The sequence below is a fragment of the Rhizobium sp. IBUN genome (assembly GCF_000510625.1).
Lineage (GTDB): Bacteria > Pseudomonadota > Alphaproteobacteria > Rhizobiales > Rhizobiaceae > Rhizobium > Rhizobium altiplani.
This window is the reverse complement of the sequence record NZ_AZNV01000009.1, coordinates 50,844-76,294: the sequence shown is the minus strand read 5'-3', so window position 1 is coordinate 76,294 and position 25,451 is coordinate 50,844. Positions and strand designations below refer to the sequence as shown.

General features: G+C 58.6%; 27 protein-coding genes and 1 pseudogene. 12 read left to right on the top strand and 16 right to left on the bottom strand.

Features of this window, described 5'->3' with window-relative positions:
* Positions 1-156: 156 nt before the first annotated feature.
* Both RHIBUN_RS0110950 and RHIBUN_RS0110945 read right to left on the bottom strand, forming a co-directional pair.
* Positions 157-756 (bottom strand): NAD(P)-binding domain-containing protein, encoded by a 600-nt coding sequence (locus tag RHIBUN_RS0110950; protein WP_025659603.1) that lies wholly within the window; start codon positions 754-756, stop codon positions 157-159.
* A 70-nt stretch (positions 757-826) separates the two neighbouring features.
* A complete protein-coding gene (locus RHIBUN_RS0110945) occupies positions 827-1,561 on the bottom strand; it encodes an SDR family oxidoreductase (protein WP_025659602.1) in 735 nt (244 codons plus the stop codon).
* A 231-nt stretch (positions 1,562-1,792) separates the two neighbouring features.
* Between RHIBUN_RS0110945 and RHIBUN_RS0110940 the strand changes: the two genes are divergently transcribed.
* Positions 1,793-2,701, top strand: coding sequence for a LysR family transcriptional regulator (locus RHIBUN_RS0110940; protein WP_025659601.1), 909 nt, complete (start codon positions 1,793-1,795; stop codon positions 2,699-2,701).
* A gap of 978 nt (positions 2,702-3,679) precedes the next feature.
* On the top strand, positions 3,680-4,717 hold the full coding sequence (locus RHIBUN_RS0110930; RefSeq protein ID WP_025659599.1) for a hypothetical protein: 1,038 nt from the start codon (positions 3,680-3,682) through the stop codon (positions 4,715-4,717).
* Between the two features lie 853 nt (positions 4,718-5,570).
* Here the strand turns inward: RHIBUN_RS0110930 and RHIBUN_RS0110920 are convergent.
* Positions 5,571-6,512, bottom strand: coding sequence for an aldo/keto reductase (locus RHIBUN_RS0110920; RefSeq protein ID WP_025659597.1), 942 nt, complete (start codon positions 6,510-6,512; stop codon positions 5,571-5,573).
* 447 nt (positions 6,513-6,959) lie between these two features.
* On the opposite strand from RHIBUN_RS0110920, the gene RHIBUN_RS0110910 reads away from it, so the two are divergent.
* The 3 genes from RHIBUN_RS0110910 to RHIBUN_RS0110900 all read left to right on the top strand — a co-directional run bounded on the left by RHIBUN_RS0110910 (position 6,960) and on the right by RHIBUN_RS0110900 (position 10,250).
* Positions 6,960-8,048 carry a helix-turn-helix transcriptional regulator gene (locus RHIBUN_RS0110910; RefSeq protein WP_025659596.1) on the top strand — a complete coding sequence of 363 codons (1,089 nt, stop codon included), beginning with the start codon at positions 6,960-6,962 and terminating at the stop codon, positions 8,046-8,048.
* Positions 8,049-8,291: 243 nt separating this feature from the next.
* The gene (locus tag RHIBUN_RS0110905) at positions 8,292-8,768 is read left to right on the top strand and encodes a DUF995 domain-containing protein (RefSeq protein WP_025659595.1); all 477 of its coding nucleotides are present in this window, start codon (positions 8,292-8,294) and stop codon (positions 8,766-8,768) included.
* A 669-nt stretch (positions 8,769-9,437) separates the two neighbouring features.
* Positions 9,438-10,250, top strand: coding sequence for a sulfite exporter TauE/SafE family protein (locus RHIBUN_RS0110900; RefSeq protein WP_156932691.1), 813 nt, complete (start codon positions 9,438-9,440; stop codon positions 10,248-10,250).
* 3 nt (positions 10,251-10,253) lie between these two features.
* Here the strand turns inward: RHIBUN_RS0110900 and arsH are convergent, their stop codons facing one another.
* Genes arsH through RHIBUN_RS0110870 form a run of 6 tightly spaced genes read right to left on the bottom strand, consistent with a single transcriptional unit; the run spans position 10,254 to position 13,775 of the window.
* Entirely contained in the window at positions 10,254-10,964 is a 711-nt protein-coding gene (gene arsH / locus RHIBUN_RS0110895; protein WP_025659593.1) for an arsenical resistance protein ArsH, read from the bottom strand.
* Complete coding sequence (arsC, locus tag RHIBUN_RS0110890; RefSeq protein ID WP_198021143.1) at positions 10,957-11,385, bottom strand: arsenate reductase (glutaredoxin); 429 nt, start codon at positions 11,383-11,385, stop codon at positions 10,957-10,959. The genes arsH and arsC overlap by 8 nt, the downstream gene beginning before the upstream one ends.
* The gene (arsB, locus tag RHIBUN_RS0110885; RefSeq protein WP_025659591.1) at positions 11,382-12,440 is read right to left on the bottom strand and encodes an ACR3 family arsenite efflux transporter; all 1,059 of its coding nucleotides are present in this window, start codon (positions 12,438-12,440) and stop codon (positions 11,382-11,384) included. Before arsB ends, arsC begins: the two co-directional genes overlap by 4 nt.
* A 1-nt stretch (position 12,441) precedes the next feature.
* Positions 12,442-12,969, bottom strand: coding sequence for an arsenate reductase ArsC (locus RHIBUN_RS0110880; RefSeq protein WP_025659590.1), 528 nt, complete (start codon positions 12,967-12,969; stop codon positions 12,442-12,444).
* A gap of 15 nt (positions 12,970-12,984) precedes the next feature.
* A complete protein-coding gene (gene arsN2, locus RHIBUN_RS0110875; protein WP_025659589.1) occupies positions 12,985-13,428 on the bottom strand; it encodes an arsenic resistance N-acetyltransferase ArsN2 in 444 nt (147 codons plus the stop codon).
* Positions 13,416-13,775, bottom strand: a complete 360-nt coding sequence (locus RHIBUN_RS0110870; RefSeq protein WP_025659588.1) for a metalloregulator ArsR/SmtB family transcription factor — start codon at positions 13,773-13,775, stop codon at positions 13,416-13,418. The genes arsN2 and RHIBUN_RS0110870 overlap by 13 nt, the downstream gene beginning before the upstream one ends.
* A gap of 352 nt (positions 13,776-14,127) precedes the next feature.
* Here RHIBUN_RS0110870 and RHIBUN_RS0110865 point away from each other — a divergent pair, with 352 nt between their 5' ends.
* Positions 14,128-14,784 (top strand): HAD-IA family hydrolase, encoded by a 657-nt coding sequence (locus RHIBUN_RS0110865; RefSeq protein WP_025659587.1) that lies wholly within the window; start codon positions 14,128-14,130, stop codon positions 14,782-14,784.
* Positions 14,785-15,114: 330 nt separating this feature from the next.
* On the opposite strand, the gene RHIBUN_RS0110855 is transcribed toward RHIBUN_RS0110865, so the two are convergent.
* Positions 15,115-16,002, bottom strand: coding sequence for a cation diffusion facilitator family transporter (locus tag RHIBUN_RS0110855; RefSeq protein ID WP_025659586.1), 888 nt, complete (start codon positions 16,000-16,002; stop codon positions 15,115-15,117).
* Positions 16,003-16,450: 448 nt separating this feature from the next.
* Between RHIBUN_RS0110855 and RHIBUN_RS0110850 the strand changes: the two genes are divergently transcribed.
* The 3 genes from RHIBUN_RS0110850 (at position 16,451) to RHIBUN_RS36805 (ending at position 17,931) form a co-directional block, all read left to right on the top strand.
* On the top strand, positions 16,451-16,738 hold the full coding sequence (locus tag RHIBUN_RS0110850) for a DUF1236 domain-containing protein (RefSeq protein WP_025659585.1): 288 nt from the start codon (positions 16,451-16,453) through the stop codon (positions 16,736-16,738).
* Positions 16,739-16,854: 116 nt separating this feature from the next.
* Positions 16,855-17,724 carry a DUF1236 domain-containing protein gene (locus RHIBUN_RS0110845; protein WP_025659584.1) on the top strand — a complete coding sequence of 290 codons (870 nt, stop codon included), beginning with the start codon at positions 16,855-16,857 and terminating at the stop codon, positions 17,722-17,724.
* A gap of 54 nt (positions 17,725-17,778) precedes the next feature.
* The gene (locus tag RHIBUN_RS36805; RefSeq protein ID WP_198021142.1) at positions 17,779-17,931 is read left to right on the top strand and encodes a hypothetical protein; all 153 of its coding nucleotides are present in this window, start codon (positions 17,779-17,781) and stop codon (positions 17,929-17,931) included.
* A 633-nt stretch (positions 17,932-18,564) separates the two neighbouring features.
* Here the strand turns inward: RHIBUN_RS36805 and RHIBUN_RS0110830 are convergent.
* Together RHIBUN_RS0110830 and RHIBUN_RS36370 are read right to left on the bottom strand one after the other, a co-directional pair.
* Positions 18,565-18,996 carry a hypothetical protein gene (locus RHIBUN_RS0110830; protein ID WP_025659582.1) on the bottom strand — a complete coding sequence of 144 codons (432 nt, stop codon included), beginning with the start codon at positions 18,994-18,996 and terminating at the stop codon, positions 18,565-18,567.
* Positions 18,997-19,381: 385 nt separating this feature from the next.
* On the bottom strand, positions 19,382-19,522 hold the full coding sequence (locus RHIBUN_RS36370) for a hypothetical protein (RefSeq protein WP_156932690.1): 141 nt from the start codon (positions 19,520-19,522) through the stop codon (positions 19,382-19,384).
* 341 nt (positions 19,523-19,863) lie between these two features.
* Here RHIBUN_RS36370 and RHIBUN_RS0110825 point away from each other — a divergent pair, with 341 nt between their 5' ends.
* Positions 19,864-21,093 carry an MFS transporter gene (locus RHIBUN_RS0110825; RefSeq protein ID WP_025659581.1) on the top strand — a complete coding sequence of 410 codons (1,230 nt, stop codon included), beginning with the start codon at positions 19,864-19,866 and terminating at the stop codon, positions 21,091-21,093.
* On the opposite strand, the gene RHIBUN_RS33305 is transcribed toward RHIBUN_RS0110825, so the two are convergent.
* Complete coding sequence (locus RHIBUN_RS33305; protein ID WP_037215621.1) at positions 21,065-22,573, bottom strand: PAS domain-containing protein; 1,509 nt, start codon at positions 22,571-22,573, stop codon at positions 21,065-21,067. The two genes, RHIBUN_RS0110825 and RHIBUN_RS33305, sit on opposite strands and share 29 nt — an antisense overlap.
* A 278-nt stretch (positions 22,574-22,851) precedes the next feature.
* On the opposite strand from RHIBUN_RS33305, the gene RHIBUN_RS33300 reads away from it, so the two are divergent.
* The gene (locus RHIBUN_RS33300) at positions 22,852-23,376 is read left to right on the top strand and encodes an ATP-binding protein (RefSeq protein ID WP_198021141.1); all 525 of its coding nucleotides are present in this window, start codon (positions 22,852-22,854) and stop codon (positions 23,374-23,376) included.
* A 45-nt stretch (positions 23,377-23,421) separates the two neighbouring features.
* Positions 23,422-23,865, top strand: coding sequence for a Rid family hydrolase (locus RHIBUN_RS0110810; protein WP_025659579.1), 444 nt, complete (start codon positions 23,422-23,424; stop codon positions 23,863-23,865).
* A gap of 20 nt (positions 23,866-23,885) precedes the next feature.
* Here RHIBUN_RS0110810 and RHIBUN_RS36365 read toward each other — a convergent pair.
* The 3 genes and pseudogenes from RHIBUN_RS36365 to RHIBUN_RS0110795 form a co-directional block, all read right to left on the bottom strand.
* A pseudogene (locus tag RHIBUN_RS36365) lies at positions 23,886-24,110 on the bottom strand (EmrB/QacA family drug resistance transporter); the annotation flags it as partial.
* Between the two features lie 53 nt (positions 24,111-24,163).
* On the bottom strand, positions 24,164-24,922 hold the full coding sequence (locus tag RHIBUN_RS0110800; RefSeq protein ID WP_025659578.1) for an SDR family oxidoreductase: 759 nt from the start codon (positions 24,920-24,922) through the stop codon (positions 24,164-24,166).
* Positions 24,923-25,015: 93 nt separating this feature from the next.
* The gene (locus RHIBUN_RS0110795; protein WP_025659577.1) at positions 25,016-25,435 is read right to left on the bottom strand and encodes a cupin domain-containing protein; all 420 of its coding nucleotides are present in this window, start codon (positions 25,433-25,435) and stop codon (positions 25,016-25,018) included.
* Between the last annotated feature and the right edge of the window lie 16 nt (positions 25,436-25,451).

Genomic DNA, 25,451 nt, shown 5'->3' with positions numbered 1-25,451 from the left:
TTCAATCAGCGTTTCCGCGGATGCTCCTGATTTTGCGAGTGTGACTAGCCTTGTCGCCGCTACCTATCGCCTCAAAGAAGTCTTTCAGAGTCTGAACGTTCTCTTCGATGGTCATTTGAGTTCTCGCTTCCTTTTGGTGGGTCTGCGAAACTTCGGTCAGTCGAACTTGACCAAGTCCTTGAAGATCAGGTGACCCCACTTATTCTCGCGGGCCTGCACAAGCAGTCCGCCTGCGGAAAGGCCGCCCAGGTTGATCGGTGCAAAGCCTAGATTGTCGGCAAGCTTGCCAATCTCCGTCGCCGCAGCCTCGTCCTCGCTCGCCAGGAAAACGACCCGCCTGCCGCCGTGCACGTCCGGGTCTTGCTCAAGAACACCCGCGACCAGATGGTTGAAGCCCTTGACTACCCTGCCGCCTGCGAACGCGTTTGCGACGACCTGTGCGGATGCCTGGTCTCCCAGCTTCTCGAGCGGGACGCCATAGGCGTTGGTAACGTCGACGATGATCTTCCCCTGCCAGTCGGGCAGCGCTTTCGCGACATCGGAGTGGGCCTCGAAACGGACGGCCAGAAAGATGACGTCCGCCTTGATCGCGTCTGCAAGGGTAGCTGGCCTGATCGCGAGCCCTATAGCGGCGGCTCTAGATGCGAGGCTTTCCGGATCGCTAGTGGTCGCTACTGATACTTCAATGCCGCGTCGAGCGAAGGTCCTGGCGAGGGCCTGGCCGATCTTGCCGAAGCCAACGATTGCGTAGGTCATAATCTTCTCCTTGGTTCACGAAATTCCTGCGGGCGCTCCTATCGTTTTCGAAGGCGCGGCGGGCCGCGCGTCAGAGCTGGGCGAGGCCGCCGTCGACGGCCACTTCGCTGGCGGTCATGAAGCTGCTGTCTGATGATGCGAGGAATGCCACCGCGGCCGCGATCTCCGCCGGATCGGCCATGCGCTGCAGCGGGGTCATTGCGCCGTATGCCTTCTGGCTTTCCTCGCCCAGAGCCTCCTTAGCGAGTTCGGTAGCGGTCGCCCCGGGAGAGAGCACGTTCACTCGGATACCAGTGCCCTTCAGATCCTCGGCCCATGTTTTCGCAAGATTGCGGACTGCTGCCTTGCTCGCGCTATAGGCAGTGAATGCCGGGGCGCCCGTGGTGCCTGCGCTTGATCCGGTCAGGACGATTGATCCGCCTTTGCCCATGAGCGGCAGCGCCTTCTGGACCGTGAAGATCGTGCCTTTCACGTTGGTTTCAAAGGTCTCGTCGATATGCTTTGCGGTGATCTCGCCGAGAGGAAGCGGACTTCCCGTTCCGGCGTTGGCAAAGACGATGTCGAGGTTCCCGCGCTCGGCCTTCACTGCCGCGTACAGTCGATCGAGGTCAGCCTCGTCGGAGACCGAACCCTTCACAGCGCGGGCATTGGCTCCTAGGTCGGCCACCGCCGCATCAAGTGGTTCCTGCCTGCGACCGAAGATGAAGACGAAGGCGCCTTCCTCGACGAAGCGCTTCGCGGCCGCGAGGCCGATGCCCGTGGCACCACCGGTGATCACGGCGGTCTTTCCGTCTAGTCTGTTCATGTCATACATCCTTCGTTGGGCTCCGCGGGCATGAGGAAGTGCTTTCCTCCAATCCTTGAGGACACAGACATGGGGTTGCCGGCCCCCGGCGTTCAGTGCGGAAGCGCGCACAAGGGTGGTGCGAAAACGATCCGCTCAACTTGTCGCGCTGATTTGAAATTCGTGAACGCGAAGCTAGTATGCTTCATTGATTGGCCTCGAAGGCGCACCACTGCGGTGCCGGATTGCACCATGATCGACTGGGATGACGTTCGCTATTTTCTTGCCGTCGCGCGCTCTGGATCGGTCCTGGCGGCCGCCCTGGTTCTCGGAGTGAACCATTCGACCGTCCTGCGCCGCATTGCCCAGCTAGAGGAGCACCTAGGAGCGCAGATGTTCGAGAAGCTGCCTTCCGGCTATCACGTGACGGCTGCAGGGGAGGAGGTGCGCGAACTCGCGGAGCAGATGGAAGCGTCGTCGCATCAGTTGGAGACACGCGTCCTCGGCCGCGACCAAAGCGTGCGCGGGCTTTTGCGGGTGACATTGGCTCCTACCCTCGCAACACATCTCCTCATGCCGGACTTCGCCGATTTCGCGCGATTGCATCCTGACATTGAGATGGACATAATGTCATCCGGCGACCTGGCGAACCTGACAAACCGAGACGCCGACGTCGCGATCCGCGTCGTCTATGATCGTAAGACCCTGCCGCCCAACCTTCACGGCCTAAAAGGGCCAGATGTGTTCGGCGGAATCTACATTTCTCGCGATCTGCTACCCGCATGGAGAACTGGCGCGCCGGATCCAAACCGCTGGATCGTCATCAGTGCTCATGGAATCCCGGACTGGGTTCGCCATGTCGGAATACATACCGAAGGCGTGCCGTTTAGGGTCACGGATGCCGAGGCGCAGATCGTCGCGGTACGGCAGGGTCTGGGGATGACGACGCTGCCTTGCTTCGTCGGGGATGCCGATCCATCGCTGGCGAGGGTGCCAGGGACTGATCTGCACATGTACGGCACGGTCTGGCTTCTCACGCAAGGTGAGACACGCAAGACGAAGCGTGTGCGGCTCTTCACCGAGTTCGTATCTCGCAAGCTTGCCGGGCACGGATCACTTCTTGCGGGATCGGGTCAATTGTCACCATCGAACGCGGGCTGACACGCGAAAGGCGGTTGGTATTCGAACTCGTCGATAACCAGTAGTCGGGCAGAGGTTCGTTTTCGCATAGGGCGCGCCTCCTAATATGAAAGCGCAGCGTAGCATCAGAATGGCCTCGGCATGACCGCTTGTGGCGTATTACGCCGTGACAGCAATCGGCCCGAAACGTCATTGCCGCTGAGTGAAAGGCTGGAGTATTGCGTCCACGTTACCTCCTTAAGGTGCGGGTAAGACGATCAGCACGATGCGGTCCAAGCATCTGAGAAAAGGTTCCGAGCAGGTGTCATCGTGAGGCCCCACGACGGCAGCGCGCCCAATACTCCAGCCCGCATATCAATGGGCAACCGCACCTCGACGGCACTTATCTTTTTTGACTGAGGTCGAAAAAGACCCTGCCTGGGCACAAGCGGGGCAGGAGATCAATTAGACAATGAAAGAGAGACAGCGGGGAAAAGAGAAGCTGCCGCTTCATGTGATCAACAACGGGGCGTCGGTTTTTTCCATTAGCGCGGATGAAATAGGTGCCCCGCCGGATGAAGACCAAGCGGGGCCCTTGGCAGCTTACAGTTTCAAAATGAGACGACAGGCTGGAAGTCTTGCCGTTCCATCCGCTGGAGCGAATGATCCTGTTGTTGGTTCCATGACCGCAGTTTGCTGGACATTGGCCGCGGTCGACCCGGGTTTAATCCAGACGGCTGCAAAACCCGACGCGCGGAATATCCGGCTCGCGCGGTTTGTCGGAAATGATGATGGGATAGTAGATGAGAGGGGCGCCGTTATGCCTCGGGAACGGGTGGCTCAGCCTCCGGCGTCACCCGGGCCGGCGAACGCGGAGTTTTGTAGCATTTCCTACGGCGTAGCCTTGATGTAGATTCGTCCGCACAATCCAGAACCCAATCAATCCCGCAGCGGTTTCCATAGAGGCAGTCTACAGCCGAGCAGGCTACAGCCGGGAAAGAGGCTAGTTCAAGGTGGGACATGATTGTCGCTCGTCGACATATCACGCGACGATGGCCGCATTTCATCGCAGTCGCTTTGGCGTTCTTTCTTGATTGCGGATTGCCAAAGCTTGCAGTCGCAGATCCTGTTACCGACGATGGTCGCGCTTTGATGGCGGCCATCGGGAAGAATGATTTTCTTGTCGCTCGCACGATCTTACGTCGTGGGAAGGTTGACGGAAATGGATATGCTGACGGGCGGTTCAAGCGGAGCTTTTTAAAGGAAGCTTTGCTGACGCAGGCTGATGATCGTTTGATTGACCTGCTGATGGAGAATGGCGCGAACCAAGAGGGATGGGACTATTTCGCCGGTCGTTCCTCGGGTGCCTATGCTGTCGCTGTCGCGGGAGTCAAAAGGCGCGGTGCTGAATCTACGCTCCGGATCATAAGGGCGCTCAGGACTAAAAAGTTCGAACATATCCGCGGGGTGAAAGAGAACATAAGCCTCCTTTCAGTTAACGGGCTTCCACGCCCAGATTTTCTTTCCATCGTTGACGAGTTGGCCGCCGATGGAATTGATCTTAAGGGAGAGTTTCGCAACGGGACGCTCAAGATGGTGCGAGTTTTCGATACGGGCTTGGAGGCCACCTGGCCGGATCTACTTAGGATAATTGATGTGAACGAGGCCGATGCATCGGGCAATACCATTGCGAGCGTATACGCCGGGGCCAATTGCACTGTGGAGAGTTGGGAGGAAGACAATCCGAACTGGTTTTGCAACGAGGATCCCGCCAGGTTGAGGAAGATTGAAACCGCTGTCCTTTCGCCAGCGTTTAAGGGAGACACCCTTCTCCAAAAGGCCGGAGGCTGGACCACGTTTGACCATCTGGGCTTCACATCCGGTCAAATTGGGAGGAATTGCTTCAGCATTCCACGCGACGTCAGTCCTGTTCAGGATGAAATTCAGGACTTCCTGAAAGCCACATTTTCTACAGAACTATCGCAGTGGACACCTGTGAAAGACCCGTCATGTTCGGTGCGCGGTTCGACCCTCATTTGCAAGTGCCCGCGGCCGTGACCCAGGTTTGCAAAGGATGCTCACCACGAGAGATGCCCCACCACCAACCGGGCACCCTTGTGCCTATATTTCAGCGCATGGGGCCAGTAACCGGGCACCCCACTTCGATTAAACTACAGATCTCACGAGGTGGTCGCGGAGGGAAAGCTGCATACCGGCTATGTCTTCATGCTTGCCTTCGATCTTCTCAATTTCGATGGGCACGCTATCCGCAGCCTGGAACTCATCACACGGCACCATTGCGTGCAAACTCTTTTGTGGCACTGCACTGCGACTGACGGCAAGGGCAGTGACTGAAGCCAGGGCCGTGGCCAGAAGAAACATACGCTTGATTGGTAACGCTCCAAATTGCCGAAGACCTTAGGAACGCGACGTGAAGAGCCCAAAGCGCAAGATCCCGACGCCCCGGAACGCATCTGAAATAAAAAGGCCCGGCACATCATTCGCCGAGCCTTTCATTGGGCTGGTCACGAGTTGGGACTGGATTCCAGCTTGAGCTGACCGGTTGGATGGTCATCGCATTCCCAAAACTGCTGAGCGTGCTTTAAGTTCCCTGTGATGAGAAAGCGAAAGCCCGGCAGGGAGGGGGTCCCGCCGGGCCTACTGTTGGACCAGCATTTGGGCGATGCATTGATCCTTGTAGCGTGTTGGGATTCGCTACGGTGGGGAAAACTGATGGCGGCGGGAAAAGTTCCAGCTAGCTGCGAAAAGCTCGGTGAGCGTTATGACAATTCGATATTTCAAGCGAGGAACGTAAAAGAACGCAATTAAATCAATTGAATGTCGCGGATCTATGAGAACCGCGATTGCGGCCATTCGCCACAAGCATCCAGAGTGTTGGACGCCGGCCTCCCTAGTTGAGGGCCACAGAATTGAATCTTGACCAGACGTGATCAGGGATCGGCTCCTTGATCGCCGCCACCAAGCCCTTGATACGTTGGGCATCGGTGGTTCCAAGCAAAGCGGAAGCGACTGATGAATTCGCAAGAGGAAATTGCAGGGCGGCGCTTGCCAAGTTGACGCCTGACTGCCGGGCAATTTCCTGCGCTGTCTTCGCAAAAGGCGCCAGAGGATCCGAGACGTCACGCTCTGCATTCTCCTCAAGAAGCGTTCCCCCGTTCAGAATCCCTGCAACGATCAGGGGCGTTGCTGTTCGCTGGCACAGTCCCAAGAGACGAGTTCCGGCGGTCCGATCGATCAACGTGTAGCGGCCCGTGAGCATGATGCAGTCGAGCTTGGCCCTCTGCATTACGTCAAGGCATACGCCGACATCGTTCACGCCGATGCCGAAGGCGGCAATGTCTCCATTCTCCTTTAGTTCGTCCAGCGCCTTGACACCACTTTCAAGGAACTTGGCAAGGTGCCGTCGATAGTCCGCGCGACCAAGGGTAGGGGCCTCGAGATCATCAGCCAATAGAATGTCGATTGATGACAATCCCAACCTGGCCATGCTGAACTCGAAGGAGCGCATCACGCCTTCGTAGGAGTAGTCGTACGCGATGTCGAAAGGCATCACATTCGAAGGACGCCCGCCGACCGGCGTCAGGATCTTGCCGACCTTGGTGGACAGGACGTAGGACGACCGTTCCTGCGCTCTGAGGAAGTCGCCGAGCCGCCGTTCGGAAAGCCCCAGCCCGTATCCGGGAGCTGTGTCAAAATAGCGGATCCCGCAATCCCAGACCGCCTCCAGAACAGCCTCGCAATCCAGAACACTGCCGAGGTCACCAATGCGGCTGGCGCCATAGCCGATTTCTGACAGTCTGAGCGGCGAGGCGCCAAGTTGACGAAACTTCATTGACGATTGAACCGAGGATAGCGCTGGTTGACCACCTTGGTCCCAGACTTTGGAATGTTGAAGCGGGTGTAGAGCTCGAAATAGTAGCCGTCAAGAAATAGGCGATCTTCAACCCCGGTAAGGCGATATTGCACGTCGTCCTTTTCATTTCCGGAAGCAGATAGTGGATACACTAGTGAGGACCGTCCTTGTGCAGGCGAGATCGTACAATGCACTCAAAGGGGTGTCTTTACGTGCCGTCCGCTGCATCCGGCGACGCACGGCGGCGATTGCCTGTAGGTCGAGGGCCATGACGACAGACGACGACCGCTTTCGGCGAGCTGATGGCCGTATCAAGCACGTTGAAGCCACACATGCCGGAAGGCTGCCTCCGTCGAAGGTTGTTGCTCGTCGACCATGTTGCTTCCGGGCGCTGACCGTTGTGATAATGTCGCACCGGAGGCGCCGATGGACCACGATTTCATCGCATCGATATACGAAGCAGCAGTCATTCCCGAGCTGTGGAAGGGTCGCGGACTGCTCGATCAACTGGCACGCCGCAGCCATGCCCACGACGGCGTTCTGATGGGCGTCTCGCCGGACGGTGATTTCCGTTGGATCGGGAACGACTCCGCCGTTCCGAAGATGAAGGTCTACATCGCAGAGAACTGGGGCTCAAAGAACCCATATCTCCTGAGCGAGGAGCGAACCCGCAGGTTCTCTGAACCGCGATTCCTGATGGACACGGACATCATGACCTACGAGGAAATGATGGCGAGCGAGTACTATCAGGGCTTCATGCGACCGCATGGATGCTTCTGGCATGCCGGAACGGGCATAACTTCACCTTCCGGAGATATCATCAAGCTCTCGATCCATCGCAGTTTCGAGGAAGGCCCGCTCCCGAGCACGGTTACCGCATCGCTGACGGAGATAAGGCCACACCTCGCTCGCGCCGCTCTCCTTGCGTCGCGGCTGAAGTTCGAGCAGATCAAGTCGACGGTCGACGCAATGGAAGCGCTTGGCATTTGGGCTGGTGCCCTCAAGAACGGTCGGCTGGTCGTAGCCAATCAGAGCTTCCAACGCCTGATTCCGAGTACCATGCGCGACTGTCGACATCGGCTGGTCATCGACCAGAAGACAGCCGACGCCCGCTGGGAGTCGCTGCTCGAAGCGGGCGTCACCAAATACGGCGGCTCCTTCCCGATCGCCGCACAGGAGGATCAGCATGCAATGGTCGTCCACGCGCTTCCGATAGCCGGAGCCGCAAACGACATCTTCAATGCAGCCGATCTGCTGCTGGCCATCACGCCCCTATCGAAGGATGCAACGGTCGACGAAGGCATTCTTGCTGGCCTCTACGACCTCACTCCTGCGGAAGCGTCCGTCGCCCGCGAGATCGGCCTCGGCAAGAGCGTCGACGAAGTGGCGAAGGCCCGCCAAGTCTCCGTGGGTACGATACGAACCCAGCTTCACTCGGTCTTCGACAAGACGGGTTCGAAGCGGCAGGCTGAGCTCGCTCGGCTGATTTTCGGTCTCGCCAAGTGCGGCGACTGAAGCGTTCGTCTATCAAATGATATATGCGCGCCAACCCAGCTTTTGATAGCCTGCACTGTGGTGGCCGGAGGGGTGTCCTTCCGGCGTTGATGAGGGACTTCGCTAGAAGGTGTCCGGCCACCGATTTGGACAGGAATGCCCGAGCTGGCCCGTTCGAGCTGTGGCCGTTGCGCGCGCATTGTGGCGCCGTTTTTCGGTCCAGGTCGAACGCGATTTTGGTTCTGCTGACAACTGGAGGTTATCATGAGACCGATCATTGCCTTGGCAGTGCTTGCTGCCGTTCCCACCATGGTCCTCGCTCAGGCCGCGCCCAAAGGCGCCGCGCCAATTCCAGCGGCCGAGATCAAGGAAATGTTCTCCGGGAAGACATATAGTTTCACCGAGAAAGGCCACAAGGGCGAGAAAGAACCGATCTCCTGGTACCTTGGCGCCGACGGCAAGATGCTGGGCTATACGGGAAACGGACCATCCCATGCCGCAGGCACTTGGTCGACAGCGGACGGGAAGCTTTGTGTCTCGGATCAGTGGGCCGGAGCATGGGGAACGAACCATTCCGACGAATGTCAGCTCTGGGCGCGCGATACCGCGAAGCCGAAGGTTCTATACCGCGCGGAGCCGAGCAAGGGCGGAAGCTGGACGAAGTTCACGCCGAAGCTGTCCAGCGGCGACACGATCACCCCGAAGATCGAGGCCTTGAAGGTAAAGCTGGCGAAGCAATAGCAAGCCGGACCTTCGCTCCCTGTCTTTTTCGGGCGCGCGCGCCGGACTCCCCGAAAACAGTCTGGCGAATGTTCTCTAGGTCTCCTCATCTCGCTACATGAGTGAGTAGCTCAGCTTCCCGGAACTGATTGAATCCTCATGAGCTTCCTTGTGACGGAAACAGGAGGATCACACCATGGTAGCCACACCCTGAGGCCATACTCCGCATGCCAGAACCCTGATCAAGACCTGGCCAGCGGTCGGGGTCGGAATCTCGCGTTCGACCATTTGCAATGATTGATTTGCGGCTTTTACTTCAACACAGCGCATGCTCGGCATTGAACCCTCCTCAGATTTCGTTGTGCCAGGTTCCACGTGTCGCGACGTCGCCACAGCAACAGGCCTTGGTCCGCGTGGCGGCATCTAGCGCGATCGACAACCTCTTCAACCTGGTGACTGGCGCAAAGTATAAGGACGAGGGAGCAACGAGGTGACGGTGACCAATGAACGCTGTCGTTCCTGGGCGCAGACAATGCAACCATTGCAGGTCAGCGATACGCCTGTCCAGGACCAATCAACGCTACCTTCACCTGCGCCCTCGGCCAATGGAACCTGTTTCGTGAAACATCACTTGCAGGGTATCTTGCCTGTAAGCATAAGGGTTTTCATCGTAATTTTTCTCGAGACATAATGAAGATGGACGCTCCTGCCGATGTGCCATCATCCCGTAGCAAACCGGCTGCCTTCACGGGTGGGGCGGCAATCGGCGCACTTGGCGGTCTAATTGGACTCGGAGGGGCGGAGTTCAGGCTTCCTCTTCTGATCGGAGCTTTCAACTTCGCGGCCCTGGAGGCCGTCATCCTCAACAAGGCGATGAGCCTGGTTGTCGTGGCGTCGGCGCTTCCGTTCCGCGCGGCGACGGTACCGTTCAGCGAAATCGGCTCCCACTGGCCGATCCTGGTAAATCTGCTGGCCGGAAGCTTGGCGGGCGCATGGTTCGGGGCCGGATGGGCGACGCGCCTCAAGTCCGAGACCCTCTACAAGATCATCGCCGCGCTTCTGGTCGCCATCGCTCTGATCCTGATCGTCGGTCACAATGCCACTGCAGGCGAGCCGCTTCTAACGGGTGGTGCCCAGCTAGCCGCGGGCGTCGTTGCAGGCTTCGTGATCGGTCTCGTGGCGTCCCTTCTCGGAGTAGCGGGCGGCGAACTGCTGATCCCGACGCTCGTGCTTTTGTTCGGTGCGGACATCAAGCTGGCCGGATCGCTGTCGCTCTCCGTCAGCCTGCCGACAATGCTCGTTGGCTTCACGCGATACAGCCGTGATCAGAGCTTTTCGGTACTGGGACGCAACAAAATGTTCGTGATGGTCATGGCGGCGGGATCGATCGTCGGCACGTTCATCGGCGGCTTGCTGCTGGGGATCGTTCCGAACGCGGTTCTTCTGCCCGCGCTCGCTGTGATCCTGCTTCTTTCCGCCGTGAAGGTCTGGCGGCACAGGTAGCCGTCAGATCGACTTCAACTGCACTCTCTGTTCGAGCTTGGCAGCGTCTTCCTTCCGCTCGCTGTAGCGGTCGGTGAGGTAGGACGTGGCGTCGCGGGTCAGCAATGTGAACTTCACCAGTTCCTCGCAGACATCGACGACACGGTCGTAGTAGGACGACGGCTTCATCCGTCCGTCGGTGTCGAACTCCTGATATGCCTTGGCGACAGAAGACTGATTGGGGATCGTGATCATCCGCATCCAGCGGCCAAGGATGCGAAGCTGGCCGACGGCATTGAATGACTGCGAGCCGCCAGATACCTGCATTACCGCGAGCGTCTTTCCCTGCGTTGGCCGCACCGACCCGACGGCAAGGGGAATCCAGTCGATCTGGGACTTTATGACGCCAGTCATCGCGCCATGGCGCTCGGGGCTGACCCATACCTGGCCTTCGGACCATTCGGAAAGTTCACGAAGTTCCTGCACCTTGGGATGGCTGACCGGAGCTTCATCTGGCAGGGGGAGGCCCTTGGGATCGAACACCCGAACCTCGCATCCCAGTCGCTCCAGCAGACGGCGCGCCTCGTGAGCGAGAAACCTGCTGTAGGAAACCTCCCTAAGCGAGCCATAGAGGATCAGGATGCGCGGCTTGTGTGTCGAGAACCGCGGGCGGAGCGCTTCGAGGTCAGGCTGGCGCAGGTGCCGCTCCTCGAGAGCGGGAAATTCCTCAGACAACGCGCTTTCCCTTCTCGTCGAGAACCTTCTCGCCGTCTTCCTTGGTGAAGGCACCTTTTTGGGTGTCCGGCAGGATATCGAGCACAGCTTCAGACGGCCGGCTCAACCTCGTGCCGAGCGGCGTGACGACGAACGGACGGTTGATCAGGATCGGGTCCTTGAGCATGGCGTCGAGCAATTGGTCGTCGGTCAACGAAGGATTGTCGAGACCAAGTTCTTCGTAGGGCGTTCCTTTCTCGCGGATCGCCTGACGCACGGTGAGGCCCGCATCTGCGATCATTTTCACCAGTTCGGCTCGTGACGGCGGCGTCTTGAGGTATTCGATTACACTCGGCTCGATGCCCGCATTGCGGATCATCTCAAGCGTGTTCCGCGACGTCCCGCATGCGGGATTGTGGTAGATCGTGACGTCCATGGTCATGTCCTTTCTGTGATGGTGTTTCGGGATACGGCGGGTGAGGCCTCGTACCAGCCCTTGGTGCGGTTCACGATCCAGACCACCGACAACATCACGGGGACCTCGATGAGGACCCCGACAACAGTCGCGAGCGCGGCTCCGGACTGGAAGCCGAACAGGCTGATGGCGGCCGCGACCGCAAGCTCGAAGAAATTGCTGGCTCCGATGAGCGCAGACGGACCGGCGACGCAATGCTGTTCGCCCGATATCCGGTTCATCAGGTAGGCCAGTCCGGAGTTGAAGTAGACCTGGATCAGGATCGGCACCGCCAGCAAGCCGATGACGGCGGGCTGCGCGATGATTTGCTCGCCCTGGAACCCGAAGAGCAGGACCAAGGTGGCAAGGAGGGAGAGAAGCGAAAGGGGTTGCAGCCTTGCCAGCAAACTGTCCAGGGATCGCGTCGTGCCATCGGCAGTCAGGCGCTTACGAACGACCTGGGAGATGGCGACCGGGATGAGGATATAGAGGACCACTGATATCGCCAGAGTATCCCAGGGGACCGTGATCGCCGAGAGGCCCAATAGCAGTCCGACGATCGGTGCGAAAGCGACGATCATGATGGCGTCATTGAGGGCGACCTGTGACAGGGTAAAGTGGGGCTCGCCCTTCGTGAGGTTCGACCACACGAACACCATGGCGGTGCACGGCGCGGCCGCCAGAATGATCAGACCAGCAATGTATGAGTCGATCTGGTCGGCCGGGAGCAGTGGGCGGAAAAGCCATCCGACGAACAGCCAGCCGAGAAGTGCCATCGAGAATGGCTTGACGGCCCAGTTGACGAAGAGGGTGACGCCGATCCCGCGCCAATAGCTGCCGACCTTCGCCAGGGAACCGAAATCGATCTTCAGCAGCATCGGGATGACCATCAGCCAGATCAGCACGGCGACCGGGATGTTCACCTTGGCGACTTCGGCCGCGCCGATGCCATGGAACACGCCAGGCATGACATGGCCGAGCGCGATTCCAACCACGATGCAGAGGAAGACCCAGACGGTCAGATATCGTTCAAAGGTGGACATATCACTCAGCCTTTGCGGATTTGACGGACGCGCCTTCGAGCGAGCCAATCTGCCGGACATGCTGTTCGAGCGCCATGCGGTCGATGGAACCCAAAGGCAGGCTGATGAAGGCGGTAATGCGGTTCTTGAGGAAGCGAGCGGCCTGCGCAAAGGCGCGCTGGATGTCGACCTCACTTCCCATCACGGCGGCAGGGTCCTCGACACCCCAGTGCGCGGTCATCGGGTGGCCGATCCAGACAGGGCAGGCTTCTCCAGCGGCGCTGTCGCAGACGGTGACGATGAAGTCCATCTCGGGCGCTCCGGGTTTAGCGAAGACGTCCCAGCTTTTCGATGAGAAACCCGTCGAGGGATAGCCGAGGGCGTCCAGCTCCTTGAGTGCGTGCGGGTTCACCTTTCCCTTGGGCTGGCTGCCGGCGGAGAATGCCCTGAAGCGACCAGCGCCTTCCTTGTTGAGGATGGACTCAGCGAGGATTGAGCGTGCGGAATTGCCCGTGCACAGGAAGAGCACGTTGTAAGTCTTGTCGGTCATAGTCGTGTTCCGTGGTTAGGTCGCAGGCCGCCTGGTCAGTTTCATGATCGTTGCCGACGCGGGACAGAGCCCCGAGAGCTGGCGGGTGGAAAGGATCGCTTGGGGAACTTGATCGCGGTCAACAGCCACAAAGCCGAGGTGCTCGAAAAACCGTGCAGCGTTGGTGGTCGCGAGATAGACAGCGGATCCGTTTGGCGTTCGCGCGATCGTCATTACCGCGAGGCGGCGGCCATATCCCTGTGACCTGAATGCCGGTAGGATCACCATAGACCGCAGGAGAAAAGCATCGCGCGAGGCCGCTTCGATCCCGGAGTAGCCAACGATCTGGTTCTCGGTGTCAGCGAGCCGGAAGTATGATCGCCCCGGTTCGCCGATGTCGTCGATCGGTAGCCCAGCTGCCGCAAGACCGGTCGTCAGCTCGTCGGAAACACTGATCGGATCGAGTTTCAGTTCACGCACGGCCCGGTCTCCGGCAAACAGCAGGGTGTGAGGTCGGCGATCAGCGGTGCGCACAGCTCGGCGTTTCCGCCGCAGCAGTCCTTGAGCAGAAAGAGCGTGAGTTTGCGGAAACCTTCCAGGTCCGCCCGGTAGATGATGGACCTGCTGCGTCGCTCGCTCTTGACGATGCCCGCCCTCGAAAGGGTCGCAAGATGGGCGGACATGGTGTTCTGGGGGACATCCATCATTCGCGCCAGTTCCCCGGCCGGAATGCCGTCCGGCTCGGACTTCACAAGCAAGCGGAAGGTTTCTAGCCTTGTCGTCTGCGCCAGGGCGGCAAGCGCCGCGATTGCCACTTTTGATTCCATATATCCAGAATAACGGATGTAATTTTAGTGTCAACTGCGACCTGCGGACACGCGGCGTGCCGATACGTTCATCGACGAAATGGCGTCGCAACAAGTGTCTCGCCAAGATCTGCCGAGCTCTGCCACCGAGTTTGAGGGCCTTTAAAGCGCCTTGGTCATTGACGGTTTGGACGATCAGCACTATGCGGTCCAGGCGTCTGACAAAGGGATCCGAGCAGGCGTCACCGTCCCGTGAATAGCGCGGCGCCGGCAACGGCAACGCCCAACACTCCAGTCCGCGCACGTCAATGGGAACCGCGCCTCAACGGCACATTCCTTTCAATTACTCGTCCATCAGGCAGAAGAAGAAAGAATGCTATCGTATAGTCCGCTCGAAACCCAATCCTTTGACGCGTTTCTGTTCGACATGGACGGAACGATCCTCGATTCCAGCGCTGCGTCGGAGCGCGTCTGGGGAGGCTGGGCAAGGGACAACGGAATTCCGACGCCGCCCTATCATGGTCGGCGGGTGGAGGACACGATGGCTGACTTGAGGGCTTCGGGAATTGATCCGGAAAGGGCTGCCGCTGAAATCACAGAACGCGAGCTCGCGGATCTCGACGGCGTTGTTCCGATCCCCGGAGCGCTCGAGTTCCTGACATCGCTTCCAGGTGGGAAATGGGCGGTGGTGACCTCTGCTCCGAAGGAGCTCGCATTGAGGCGTATTGCAGCCGCCGGCTTGCCGCAACCGAAGGCCATCATTGCCGCTGAGAATGTAAGTCGAGGAAAACCGAAGCCCGACCCGTTTCTTGCCGGCGCCGAACTTCTTTCCGTTTCTCCCACGCGATGCCTGGTCTTCGAGGATGCTGACGCGGGGATACATGCCGCGGAGGCTGCTGGTGCCTCTGTTGTTGTTATTACCCACACCAACAGTGCGACCCTCCAGAACCGGCCGGCCGTGCCTGACTACTTGGGTCTGCGCGCCCTGGTGGTGGGAGCTTCACTGGCAGTTGAGCGGACCCAGCGCTGAGTGCAATGACTGCGGCGGAACGCGGACCATAGGCTGCGACCAGAATCGGCCGGCGATCGCTTAGACAGACGTTGGCTCGGGGTCTGGGTGGATCTCAAGGCGTGTCGTTCCTCGGGGGGATTAACCTTCGGGCCCATTGGAATCCGAAACGCGTTAATCGCAGATTGTTTAGCCATCAGATATTGGCTGCGGTGAAGATTTCGAACGGCAGCATATGCTGTGAGACAATTGGCGTTCGGCGCGTGTCCAGCGCCTCCGCCATGGCCCTGACAGGGTGTCCGCAAGCAGCCGGGCAGGGTGCCCCTACGAAACAGCCCCTCCCGTCGAGTATCAGATGACTACGATACCCGTGTGCTTCGCCTTGCTCTCCGGCTCGACATGTATGTTTATGATCGCGCCTTCGATTGCTTTCTTGAGTGCCGCCTCAACGCGGTCGCAGATGCCGTGGGCGATGCCGACCGTCATCTCAGCGGAGACAACCAAATGGAAATCGATGAACGTTGCCACGCCAGCATGCCGCGTTCTGAGAGCGTGCGCCTCAATGGCATCCGTCGCGTTTTGAGAGATGATCGATTTTATCAGAGCGATTTCTTCGGCCGGGGCGGCCTCATCGAGCAGTCCACTCGCGCTCTCCCGGATTACGCCCCAGCCGCTCCACAAGACATGCAGGGCAACCAAGGCAGCGATTCCAGCGTCCAACACGACAATACCCGTGAAAACCACGAGGACGACTCCGACCAGGACGCCGACGGAGGTCACGACATCGGCAAGGAGATGCTTGCCGTCGGCAACCAGCGATGCTGACCGATAGAGCCTGCCTTGACGAATGAGAATATAGCTCCAACCGATGTTGATTAGCGTCGCGACGCCGCTCACGGCAATACCGGTCATCGGCGCTTCGATAACTTTGGGTGCGAGGAACCCGTTGTAGGCTTCATGAAGTATCGCGACTGCCGCGCCGACGATCATCGCGCCGACAATAACCGCTGAAAGGTACTCCGCCTTGTGGTGGCCGTAGGGATGCTGCTCATCCGGGGGCCGCGATGCGATCTTTACGGCAACGATGACGGCCAGCGCCGTCACCACGTTGATTATACTTTCAAGTGCGTCCGAAAACAGCGCAACGCTGCCCGTCATCGAATACGCAGCATATTTGATCGCAAGCACAGACAGGCTGACAGCGAGACTTCCCAACGCGATTTTGAGCGAGCGATCCATGGTTTTTCCCTGCTTGGATTTCGGCGCATCATGCAATGATCCAAGCCACAGAAGCTTCATGCTTCATATCAAGTCATGCATTTGAAATGCGCCGACGCCAGGACGCGAACGAGGCGATGACTGACGTCCATTGGACGGATCTAGAAAGGGGGCGACGTAATGTCAATCAGCTGGAGAATGATTTTATGTAGTAATAAGAATGACTTGCAAAAAGTCCATTGCAAATGGAAATCAGTCGCAACGTGGGTTCGGCGCGTTGCGGAAATCTGCTCCAGGCTGCTGGCCCGATCTGATGCTGAGCCGCTTTTCATCTCAGTAATCGGGATTTGCCGCATCTCGGACTTTGGTCCTGCGGTGTCTGGGACTGAAGTCCGGGAGCTGGAACAGGGGCCTTTGTTGGCGGTTGATCCCCCAGCGGGATTGTCCGCTGTCAAAGGAGGAAAACCTCATGAATCTCAAAATGGTAGGAATTGCATCCGCTGTGGTCATAGCCTCGAGCGGAGCTTTTGCGCAGTCGGCAGTGGCACCGGAGAAGGTGATCACCTTCGTACAGAAGGCTCCGGCGCCGACAACGCGGGTCGTCGTCAAGGACAAGATCGTGGTTGGCCAGCCCCTTCCGGAAACCGTCGTGGTAACGCCGATTCCGGACGACCCGGATTACGCCTATGCGATTGTCAACGACGAGCGCGTGATCGTTGAACCTTCGTCGCGCAAAGTCATCCAGCTCATTCAGTAACGGCCTCATCGTCTGAATAGCAGACGGCGACCGCCGTCATTCCTCAAACAAAGGGCACACATGCGCCGCGTCGAAGACGCGGAATGCCATGTAGTGCCCAAGAGGTGGAAAACACCATGAAACACAATCATCTTGCCGTGCTCCTGGCGGCCCTTTCCCTCAGCGTCTCGCCGCTTGCGACCATACCTGCGGCGGCCCAGAACAGCACTAAAACCCAAGGGGGATCGCAATCCGAGACACAGACCGGCACCAGCTCGACCGACACCACATCAGGCGCCCAGGTCGACCAGTCGCAGTCCGGCACCAGTGCCACCGGCGACTGCACCCCCGATGCTTCGGGCGCATGTTCACAAGGTAAGGGCCAGTCTTCGCAGCAAAAGAGCGGCGAAGGTTCCGACATGCAGAAGAGCACGACGCAGCAAACAAACGACAATTCCTCCACCAGTGGAAAGGCATCCGGTAAATCTTCGACTGAAACGAAGTCCAAGACTGGTGAGAAAAACGCCTCCGGCGGCACCGCCGCCGAGCAGAAGGCCAAGCCTGGCAGCAGCGACGCTGCGGCAGGCACGGGGAACGCAACGCAGGATTCCAAGACGTCCGGCACGAGTGGCGATGCCGCCAAACAGCCCACCGATCAGAACAGACCAACGACCAACAAGAAATCGACCGAGATCAACGTCAACAACAATACGACGACGAACAGCGACACGACCAGCACCAAGACCAACGTGAACGTCACGGTCGAGCAGAAGACCGAGATCCGCCAGGTGATCAAGGAAGTTCATGTCGCGCCGGTGACGGAGGTCGACTTCATGGTGTCGGTCGGAACCAGAATTCCCAGGAAGGTCCATCTCCAACGGCTGCCCCCGCGAATTGTGAAGATCGTACCGGCGTACCAAGGCTATCGCTTCTTCATCCTTGCGGATGGCCGGATCGTCATCGTCGATCCAGATGCGCTCACGATCGTCTACGTCATTGAGGTCTAGCAGGCAGTTCCCGGCGGCGTTTTTTCGCGTCGTCGGGCCACTGGAGGATTATGAATGATTTACAACGAAGACAAACCTTCCGGAATTGCATTTCCCTTGATCATCATACTCATCGCGATGGCCGCAATCGTCGGAGGTCTGGTGATGACGGAGGAGCACACAATGTCGGCGCGAGTGTTCGTGCCGCCGGCCGCAGCAGGATCGTGACGCCCGGTGAAAATCTCATGTCATGCTTGAAGATCAGCTGCGCATATTAGGCTCAGGGTCTCATATTGCGTCGAGAGGCCCTTCACGCACCGTGCCCGGAGGACGGGCTGCGGCTCGATCATAGTGATCTGGGGTTTCGCATCCTCTTGCTGACTGACGAAAATGACAAACGGCATGTTGGCGAATGAATTGTTGAAGTGCGGGGCCGCCGTCATAACAACAGGCGCGCGGGCGTGAGAGGGCTCACGACGCGGCGACGACCTTCTGCCTGTCAAGAACAGCATCGACCTTTGCAGTCAGTCCGTTGCCGCCCAATCCGATTTTTACGTCACGAATAGCCTCGCTGCTGTTCAGCCCTTCGAAGGCGCCAGGTTCCGCAACGACGACGTAACATTGGCATCGTATGCCACCTCAACGGTCTCGGCGCGGGCGGCGTAGGCGCGAGCCTTCGTTGGCGGGACGGAGTTTGGCCGTGCGCGTATTCTGAGTTGGCGAAGGTCCAGGTGTGCGCGAAGAGCCGAACGTGGCCGATTTCCTGCTAGAGTTGCCGGGGGTGTCAGGCCGGTATCGCCGGAGGCCATTAGCCGATGTAATCTATGGACGTGCCTCGCGAGGCGCCCCAGTCAACTCGTTCTACAGCAGGATCCAACATTCTCCGTCACAGCAAAGATACGGCACGTCGTCGAATTCGAGGATTTCGCATCCCCGGCGAGTCATTGCACTCGACTTTGCCATTCCTCTTGTGGGCGCGGACGCTTTGGCCTGAGCAAATAGCTGCATGAAAAGAACCGCCTGGGCATTATCTTTGTCGGGTTCAGCGAGCGTAATCTTTGCAAGTGGATGCTGGTGATCTTTGCATTTCACATTGCGGATATGTGATACGGACGAGATCAAGGAAACGGGAACTGATATCCATTGCTCGCAGGAGCGCGCAGGTGAAAAATACAAAACAGAGCTGTCCTTTTCATCGACTTTGACGAGCCCATAAAGCGTTAAGTCAAATGGCTCAACGAGCTCGTTGGCAGCCAACTGCGAAATAAACTCAGATGGTTCGTACGTACGCATACAAATAACCCTCCAGTTTGATGTTGCTTGAGTTGATTGCGGGCCGGTATCTGCTCACGGCCAAGCTATTTCGAGAGAGCCGAGGCAGTCGCGTTGCAGCGACCTGGCTATAGTCGGCACAATGGTCTCGTCGGCCGAATTTGGGCCGTGCTCATAAGAGCACAACCGGCCATAGATGACACGTACGCCAATAGCGGTACGTGCTGCCATCGCTGATTGAAAGTCGGAGAAGTCAATGGATCGCGCGAAGTTCTTCGCCGTGCTGCGTCCTCGCACGTCTGGCGTTTTCTGCCCGTCGCTCAGTCAGGCGCAGGTAGCCGGCATCACGGCAGACGCCATGATTGAGCACGCAAGCGGATCAAGACCGAGGCCATGCAGATCTACGTCAACGCGCAGGCGCAAGTCCCAACTGGCCGCGGCTGGTGGTTTCCGCTGCTGTTTCAGGTTCCTGCTGGTCGAGGCTGGATCTACCCCAGACGTGGCCGTAGCGGCGCTCCCACCTCCACTCGATGGCTGGATGGGGCATCGTCGGTTCCCTCTTCATCGGCTTGTGACCGGATCAAGGCGAAATGGCGCAAGTAGCAAGGGTCCGACCTTCACAGGTGGCCGGACCCTCCAATTGCCGCCTCGGGGCATATGAGCACGGCGGCTGCGAGATAGTCGATCGGCGGCCTCCGGTCAATTCATGAAACCGGTGCATGCGCATTTAGTAAGGGCATTCGGGGCGGCGATAGAGGCTAGTGATATGGATGTGCAGATCGGGAAAACGCCGACGAGCTGACAACGGTGTGGTCGTCTAATTTACACCTGCCCAATGACGGGGTAGGGTGCCGGCCGACAACAGACGCGGTCGGGGAACCGCCGAATATGGGCGATGTTTCAGGCGATGCCGCCAAATCTCGCGATTCTGCCTCTCTGGTGACCGGCGCGACAGCCGCCCAGATCATCGGCGGACTCGTCCCTCAAATGTCGCCATTTGTTGTCGCTGGATTGATCGACGGTCTCTCGCTGTCGGAGCGCGATGCGGGTTTCGTTGCGTCCGTCGAATTGCTGTCTCTCGCGACTGCCGCGACCTTGATCGCACCGTTCTTGTCGCGGTTTTCCTATAGACGGACCAGCCTATTCGCGATTGTTTTAACGCTTTCTGCGCAAGGCGCATCGATCTTCGCCGCCGGATGGAGCTGGCTCTTGCTTTTGCGTGGATTGGCGGGCATCGGGGAGGGGGTTCTCTACGCGATTTCGCTCAGTATCGTAGCTTCTCACTCCCGGAACCCCGAAAAGATTTTCGGCTATTTCCAACTCGTCTGGGCGATAGGAAGCGCTGCGCTCTTCAGCGTCGGAGGTGAAGTCACCGCCGCGTTCGCACATCGTGGCATTTTCACTCTCCTTGCGGCAACATCCCTTGCATTCGCACCGCTACTTTTGCTCGTCCCCGACGTCCGCGCAGTGAAGGACGGCAGTACCAGTGTGGCCGCAACCAAGCCGCTGCTCGGAATTTTGCTTTTTGCCGCAATCGTTCTGTACGTGGCCGTTTCCGCCGGGCTGTTCGCTTTTAGCGGACCACTGGGCGAACGGGTCGGCCTTGATACCAGCGCGGTCGGATACATACTGACTGCGTCCACACTCGTTGGGCTGGTGGGAGCAGGTGCGGCCACGGTGCTTCACGTCCGCTGGGGCAGGGCAATTCCCATCACGGGGTTCTGCGTTGGTTACATCCTCGTCGTCTTGGCGCTCTGCCTCTGGCCTGACCCGGTGGCTTACAGTGTCGCGGTCATTGTATCGGCCGTCCTTTACTACTTCTCGCTGCCGTATCTATTCGGCCTGGCTGCCGCGCTCGATCCCAGCGGACGGTGGGCGGCAGCGGCAGGTTCTGCAAATCTCCTCGGATTTGCAGCAGGTCCTGTTGTTGCGGGTGTCGTGATCGGGGCTTCCGGCTATGCGAGCTTGGCGGCGGTTTCCAGCGCGATGATCGCTGCCGCCTGGGTGCTGGCCATGTACACAATAGGACGCGGGTACAACGGTCGGAACCTTCCCGAGCACCTGCCAAGCTCGGTGGCATTAGACCTGTCTAGTCGAACACCTCGATCGGCAAAGTGAACGCGACAGTCGCGCCCACCGTCTCGTTGTTTTTTACCCAAAGACGGCCCCCGTGGGATTCCACCATTGAGCGGCAAATCGGGAGTCCCATCCCCATCCCCGTGCTCTTCGTCGTGAAGAACGGCTCGAAAACGCGGTCAGGATCGCTGAAGCCGCTCCCGGAATCCTCAACGGAGATGACAACGGCCTTGGGACCATCTCGATCTGTTTTTATCCTCAGCTTCCTCAAGGGGTTCGTGCTGTCCATCGCCTGAATTCCGTTCCGGATCAGGTTCACCAAAATCTGTTGCACTTGGACGCGATCGACTAAAACCTGCAGAAGCGTTGGATCGAGTTCAGTATCGATACGGGTTGTTGTGGCGGCAATTTCGTCCGACATGAGACTCAAAACCTCGTCGATCAGATGGTTCAAGTCCTCGACTGTTCGCGTTTGGGGCCTGTGCTCGAACAGGGCGCGGATTCGACCGACCACATCCGTGACCGCGCCAACGTCCGCGGTGATACGTTCCGCAGCACGCCTGCCCCTCTCTACGTTCGGTGGGTCGATCGACAGCCATCGCCAGCAGGCCTCGGAATCAGCGGCGATCGCTGCAAGCGGCTGATTGATTTCGTGGGCGATAGACGCCGAAAGCTGTGACAGGTTGGCAGCTTGCGTTGCCTGCGCCAGCTTTTCCGCTGATCGGCGCAGCGCCGCCGTCGCCTGTATCTGATCCTCGATGTCGTGGCATAGGCCGAACCATTGGACTATATTGCCGTCCTGATCCCGCAAGGGTTCCGCGCGACCCGACATCCACCGATAAGCGCCGTCCGCGCGAAGAAGACGATACCGCATTGAGAATCTGTCCCCGGATGCCAGGCAGCGGGTAAGCTCGGTACCAACGGCCTCGACGTCATCCGGATGGAAAATTGTGTCCATAACGGACTCGAGTGAACTTACGTTGGACAAATCAAGGCCAAGAAAATCGGCCATGCGCTTGTTGACCAGGGTCGTCGTTCCGTCAGGCGTCAACCGCCACAAATGACTTGGAACCATATCGACGAGTAAGGATAGCTCGACTGTACGCGCCTTCAGCTCCGCCTTTTGATCCTCGATATCGACGTTCTGACCGTGCCACGCCGTTACCCGGTGGTATGTGTCCCTCGATGGCCGTCCCTCGCTACGAAACCATCGATATTCACCGTCTGCGCCCCGCAAACGATGCTCGCTCTCGAAATTGTCACCGGTATGCAGCGAATGTCGCCACTTGGCGGTCGCGGCTTCGCGGTCGTCCGGATGGACCCGAGACAGCCAGTCAAACTCTTCGTTCGAAGACCCGACAGCGAAGAACTCTTGCATACTGGGGTTGCTATAGGTGAACTGGCCAGCCGAATCCGTTGACCACACATGGCCAGGCAACGCTTCCACAAGGTCACGCAGCTCCGCAAAATCGCGCTCGCTTCCGGATAAATCAACCCTCGACAGCGCCTTGCCTTCAGACATTGGCTCCTCCGGTCAAACAAACACTAAAGCCCACCTTTCGCTCGGTTTGGCGATCAGGCGGCTTGTTGAAGGGATGGCGTATTATACGCAGAAGGAACTGATCTTCAACGTTACAGCCGTGCCGCATGAAAAGCGTCCTATGGTGTGCCGCTACCAAACCTTGGAAGGAGAATACCCCAACTTCAGTTTACTTGTTGAGGCCGCGCCCGCGCCGTACGAAGGATATCACAGTCGCTCAAAGCGGCTCGATATGGAGGTTCCTGAAAGAGGTTATGGAGATGGACAACAATCCCGCCAACTCGGCTTCCCTGATCTCTTCTTTACCCGGCATCGAACCAGGGGAGTGCGAGGTCGCCGACCTTCTCACAGAAATCGCGCTGGAGGTCGAAACGATGATGGGTCCAGATATCAACCTGGATATCGTTGCACGCTCAGCCATTCCCCGCGTGAGTTGCTCGCGCGACCGACTTCGCGACGCCGTTATCCAACTACTAGCGAACGCCCGCGAAGCATTGCCAACGGGCGGAACGATTTCAATTGAAGCTTCGACTAACCATCGTTCCGGCGCAAGAGCCGTGGAACTTCGCGTTGTCGACAATGGCATTGGCATGGAACACGAGACCCTCCGGCGTGCTGTCGAGCCGTTTTTCACTACGAAAGCTACTGGACTTGGGGGCCTCGGCCTGACGATCGTCGGTCATTTTGCCGATGAAATCGGAGGACGGTTTCATCTTCACAGCGAGCTGGGCATCGGTACGCGCGCAACACTGTTCCTGCCTCTGTCGGGCGGGCCAGCGAGATAGTGTTCTAAGCGATGGCCCAATTCCCGGGAATGAGAAGGAGATGTCATGAAACCGTCTAAGAAGACCGTCAACTTCGGAGTTCCCTGGGAATCGGCCTATGGCTACTGCCAAGCGATCCAAGTCAAGGATATCGTTTATCTTTCCGGGCAGCTCAGCCACGACAGCGACGGCAACCTCGTCGCTCCTGCCAAACTCGATGCATCCGGTCGTCCTTTGAACTTTTCGAATATGGAACCTCAGATGCGGCAAACCTACGCCAACGCCGCTGTACTCCTCGAAAAATTCGGAGCTACGCTTGACAATGTGGTCGAGGAAACCCTGTTCGTTCTGGACGTCGATGCCGCCTTCGCGGTTGCCGGAAAGGTCCGGAAAGAAGTGTACGCGACAGAGCAGCCGCAGTGCGCCAGCAACTTGATCGGAATTTCACGGCTCGCCTTCCCCGAGCAGCTCATCGAAATCACGTTTCGTGCAGTTTTGGCCTCTGGCTGACTTATTTCGGCCGAGGCGTCTCAGTGTGCTCCACCACCCGCGGAAGGCTGGCCCGGCTTCTTCAGCAGGAGCGACGCTAGCAATGCAGCGACGAGCGCCGCTCCCCTGAGGGCGATGGTCGCGATAGCCTTGTGAGTCGCAGCGGCTTGGTCGCTGACGCCGTGGTTCATGTAGTGGGCCGCCAGCTTGGCTATACCACTACGGAATGTCTCATCGAAAGCGTTGATGGAGTTCGTCAGGATGTTGGGAGCCGCCGTCGGTCACGGTCTTACGCGCCCGGCGGCTGGATTTATCTGACTCAGGCCGCGGCTTGTGAGCGTTGCGCGTGCCACGTCCTGAAGTCGAGCGTTCCGAGCTTGGCGATGTCTAACGGCACCAGTGCCCGGTCATCGACCAGTGTGCCGAAGTACCGCGCCTGAGGATCGACAAGAACCTTCCGATTATCGCCGATGGAAGCGAGATATTCGATCACGAAGTCACTCATCGGTTTTTTCTCGGGTCCGGCGACTTCTATCGTTCGGTTCTCGGCGGTAGCGGTCGCCACTTCCGCGACGAAGCCTGCAACCTCGTCGGCGGCTATCGGTTGGAACGCGCCATGAGACACGTGGACGGTTCCGTCGACCGTAGCGCTATCAGCGATGCCTCCCAGAAATTCGAGAAACTGCGTCGACCGCACGATCGTATAGGGAGCGCCATCCTTCTTTATAAGCGCTTCCTGTGCGAGTTTCGCCCTGAAGTAGCCGTTCTCCGGAGATCGCTCGATCCCGACGATGGAGAGCGCGACATGGTGGCGAACTCCGGCGGCACGCTCAGCCTTGAGCAGATTGGTCGTTGATGTCTCGAAGAACGAAAGCACGGCGCTCGGTTCCCAGGAGGCGGAGTTTGTGACGTCTATTACGACGTTTGCGCCAGCGAGCGCGCTGTCGAGACCTTCGCCCGTTAGAGTGTTGACACCGGTAGACGGAGAGGACTGTACTACCTCGTGCCTGCGTTTTCGCAGGCGCTCGGCAACTTTCGTCCCGATCAGGCCGGAGCCCCCGACGATGACGATTTTCATGGGTCCATACCTTCTTGGGGGCGGCACATCAAAGTTCGGATGCGGCCGCCCACGATCAGAGTAGAGTCGGGTTGAGCCGTAACGCTCGTAACCCTAATCGGTAGCGCCGTCGGGTATTGTAAGTTTCGTTTCGCCAGTGTCGACAACGAAGACAGCGAGAATTTTGGCAGGCTTCGTATCGCTGGCATTGGCGCTGACCTGGTGGTGGTCGCCGGGGACTTCGATCCAATTTTCGCCGGTCTTGTAGATTGTCACCTTACCGTCGTTGAGCTGGCTCTTGATCTCGCCCTCGATGACGGTGGCGTAGATGAATGCGCTCTTGGCATGGGTATGCGACGGGTTATGCCCACCCGGCCCATATTCGACGAGCACGCCGCGCATGCTCTTGCCGGGCACGTTGGGGAGGGGGTGGTCGAAGACCACGGAGACTTTGGCGTTGTGAGGTTTGTCTGCCGCGGCGGCCGGTACTGCAATCAGCGCCGAGCAAAACAAAAAGGTCGCGAGCTTTCGCATCATGCTTCTCCTTCGC

What these genes read in the sequence shown, in the direction of transcription:
- RHIBUN_RS0110950 (WP_025659603.1), bottom strand. Translation starts at nt 756, where the DNA reads ATGACCTACGCAATCGTTGGCTTCGGCAAGATCGGCCAGGCCCTCGCC.
- RHIBUN_RS0110945 (WP_025659602.1), bottom strand. Translation starts at nt 1,561, where the DNA reads ATGAACAGACTAGACGGAAAGACCGCCGTGATCACCGGTGGTGCCACG.
- RHIBUN_RS0110940 (WP_025659601.1), top strand. Translation starts at nt 1,793, where the DNA reads ATGATCGACTGGGATGACGTTCGCTATTTTCTTGCCGTCGCGCGCTCT.
- RHIBUN_RS0110930 (WP_025659599.1), top strand. Translation starts at nt 3,680, where the DNA reads ATGATTGTCGCTCGTCGACATATCACGCGACGATGGCCGCATTTCATC.
- RHIBUN_RS0110920 (WP_025659597.1), bottom strand. Translation starts at nt 6,512, where the DNA reads ATGAAGTTTCGTCAACTTGGCGCCTCGCCGCTCAGACTGTCAGAAATC.
- RHIBUN_RS0110910 (WP_025659596.1), top strand. Translation starts at nt 6,960, where the DNA reads ATGGACCACGATTTCATCGCATCGATATACGAAGCAGCAGTCATTCCC.
- RHIBUN_RS0110905 (WP_025659595.1), top strand. Translation starts at nt 8,292, where the DNA reads ATGAGACCGATCATTGCCTTGGCAGTGCTTGCTGCCGTTCCCACCATG.
- RHIBUN_RS0110900 (WP_156932691.1), top strand. Translation starts at nt 9,438, where the DNA reads ATGAAGATGGACGCTCCTGCCGATGTGCCATCATCCCGTAGCAAACCG.
- arsC (WP_198021143.1), bottom strand. Translation starts at nt 11,385, where the DNA reads ATGACCATGGACGTCACGATCTACCACAATCCCGCATGCGGGACGTCG.
- arsB (WP_025659591.1), bottom strand. Translation starts at nt 12,440, where the DNA reads ATGTCCACCTTTGAACGATATCTGACCGTCTGGGTCTTCCTCTGCATC.
- RHIBUN_RS0110880 (WP_025659590.1), bottom strand. Translation starts at nt 12,969, where the DNA reads ATGACCGACAAGACTTACAACGTGCTCTTCCTGTGCACGGGCAATTCC.
- RHIBUN_RS0110870 (WP_025659588.1), bottom strand. Translation starts at nt 13,775, where the DNA reads ATGGAATCAAAAGTGGCAATCGCGGCGCTTGCCGCCCTGGCGCAGACG.
- RHIBUN_RS0110865 (WP_025659587.1), top strand. Translation starts at nt 14,128, where the DNA reads ATGCTATCGTATAGTCCGCTCGAAACCCAATCCTTTGACGCGTTTCTG.
- RHIBUN_RS0110855 (WP_025659586.1), bottom strand. Translation starts at nt 16,002, where the DNA reads ATGGATCGCTCGCTCAAAATCGCGTTGGGAAGTCTCGCTGTCAGCCTG.
- RHIBUN_RS0110850 (WP_025659585.1), top strand. Translation starts at nt 16,451, where the DNA reads ATGAATCTCAAAATGGTAGGAATTGCATCCGCTGTGGTCATAGCCTCG.
- RHIBUN_RS0110845 (WP_025659584.1), top strand. Translation starts at nt 16,855, where the DNA reads ATGAAACACAATCATCTTGCCGTGCTCCTGGCGGCCCTTTCCCTCAGC.
- RHIBUN_RS36805 (WP_198021142.1), top strand. Translation starts at nt 17,779, where the DNA reads ATGATTTACAACGAAGACAAACCTTCCGGAATTGCATTTCCCTTGATC.
- RHIBUN_RS0110830 (WP_025659582.1), bottom strand. Translation starts at nt 18,996, where the DNA reads ATGCGTACGTACGAACCATCTGAGTTTATTTCGCAGTTGGCTGCCAAC.
- RHIBUN_RS36370 (WP_156932690.1), bottom strand. Translation starts at nt 19,522, where the DNA reads ATGCCCCATCCAGCCATCGAGTGGAGGTGGGAGCGCCGCTACGGCCAC.
- RHIBUN_RS0110825 (WP_025659581.1), top strand. Translation starts at nt 19,864, where the DNA reads ATGGGCGATGTTTCAGGCGATGCCGCCAAATCTCGCGATTCTGCCTCT.
- RHIBUN_RS33305 (WP_037215621.1), bottom strand. Translation starts at nt 22,573, where the DNA reads ATGTCTGAAGGCAAGGCGCTGTCGAGGGTTGATTTATCCGGAAGCGAG.
- RHIBUN_RS33300 (WP_198021141.1), top strand. Translation starts at nt 22,852, where the DNA reads ATGGACAACAATCCCGCCAACTCGGCTTCCCTGATCTCTTCTTTACCC.
- RHIBUN_RS0110810 (WP_025659579.1), top strand. Translation starts at nt 23,422, where the DNA reads ATGAAACCGTCTAAGAAGACCGTCAACTTCGGAGTTCCCTGGGAATCG.
- RHIBUN_RS0110800 (WP_025659578.1), bottom strand. Translation starts at nt 24,922, where the DNA reads ATGAAAATCGTCATCGTCGGGGGCTCCGGCCTGATCGGGACGAAAGTT.
- RHIBUN_RS0110795 (WP_025659577.1), bottom strand. Translation starts at nt 25,435, where the DNA reads ATGCGAAAGCTCGCGACCTTTTTGTTTTGCTCGGCGCTGATTGCAGTA.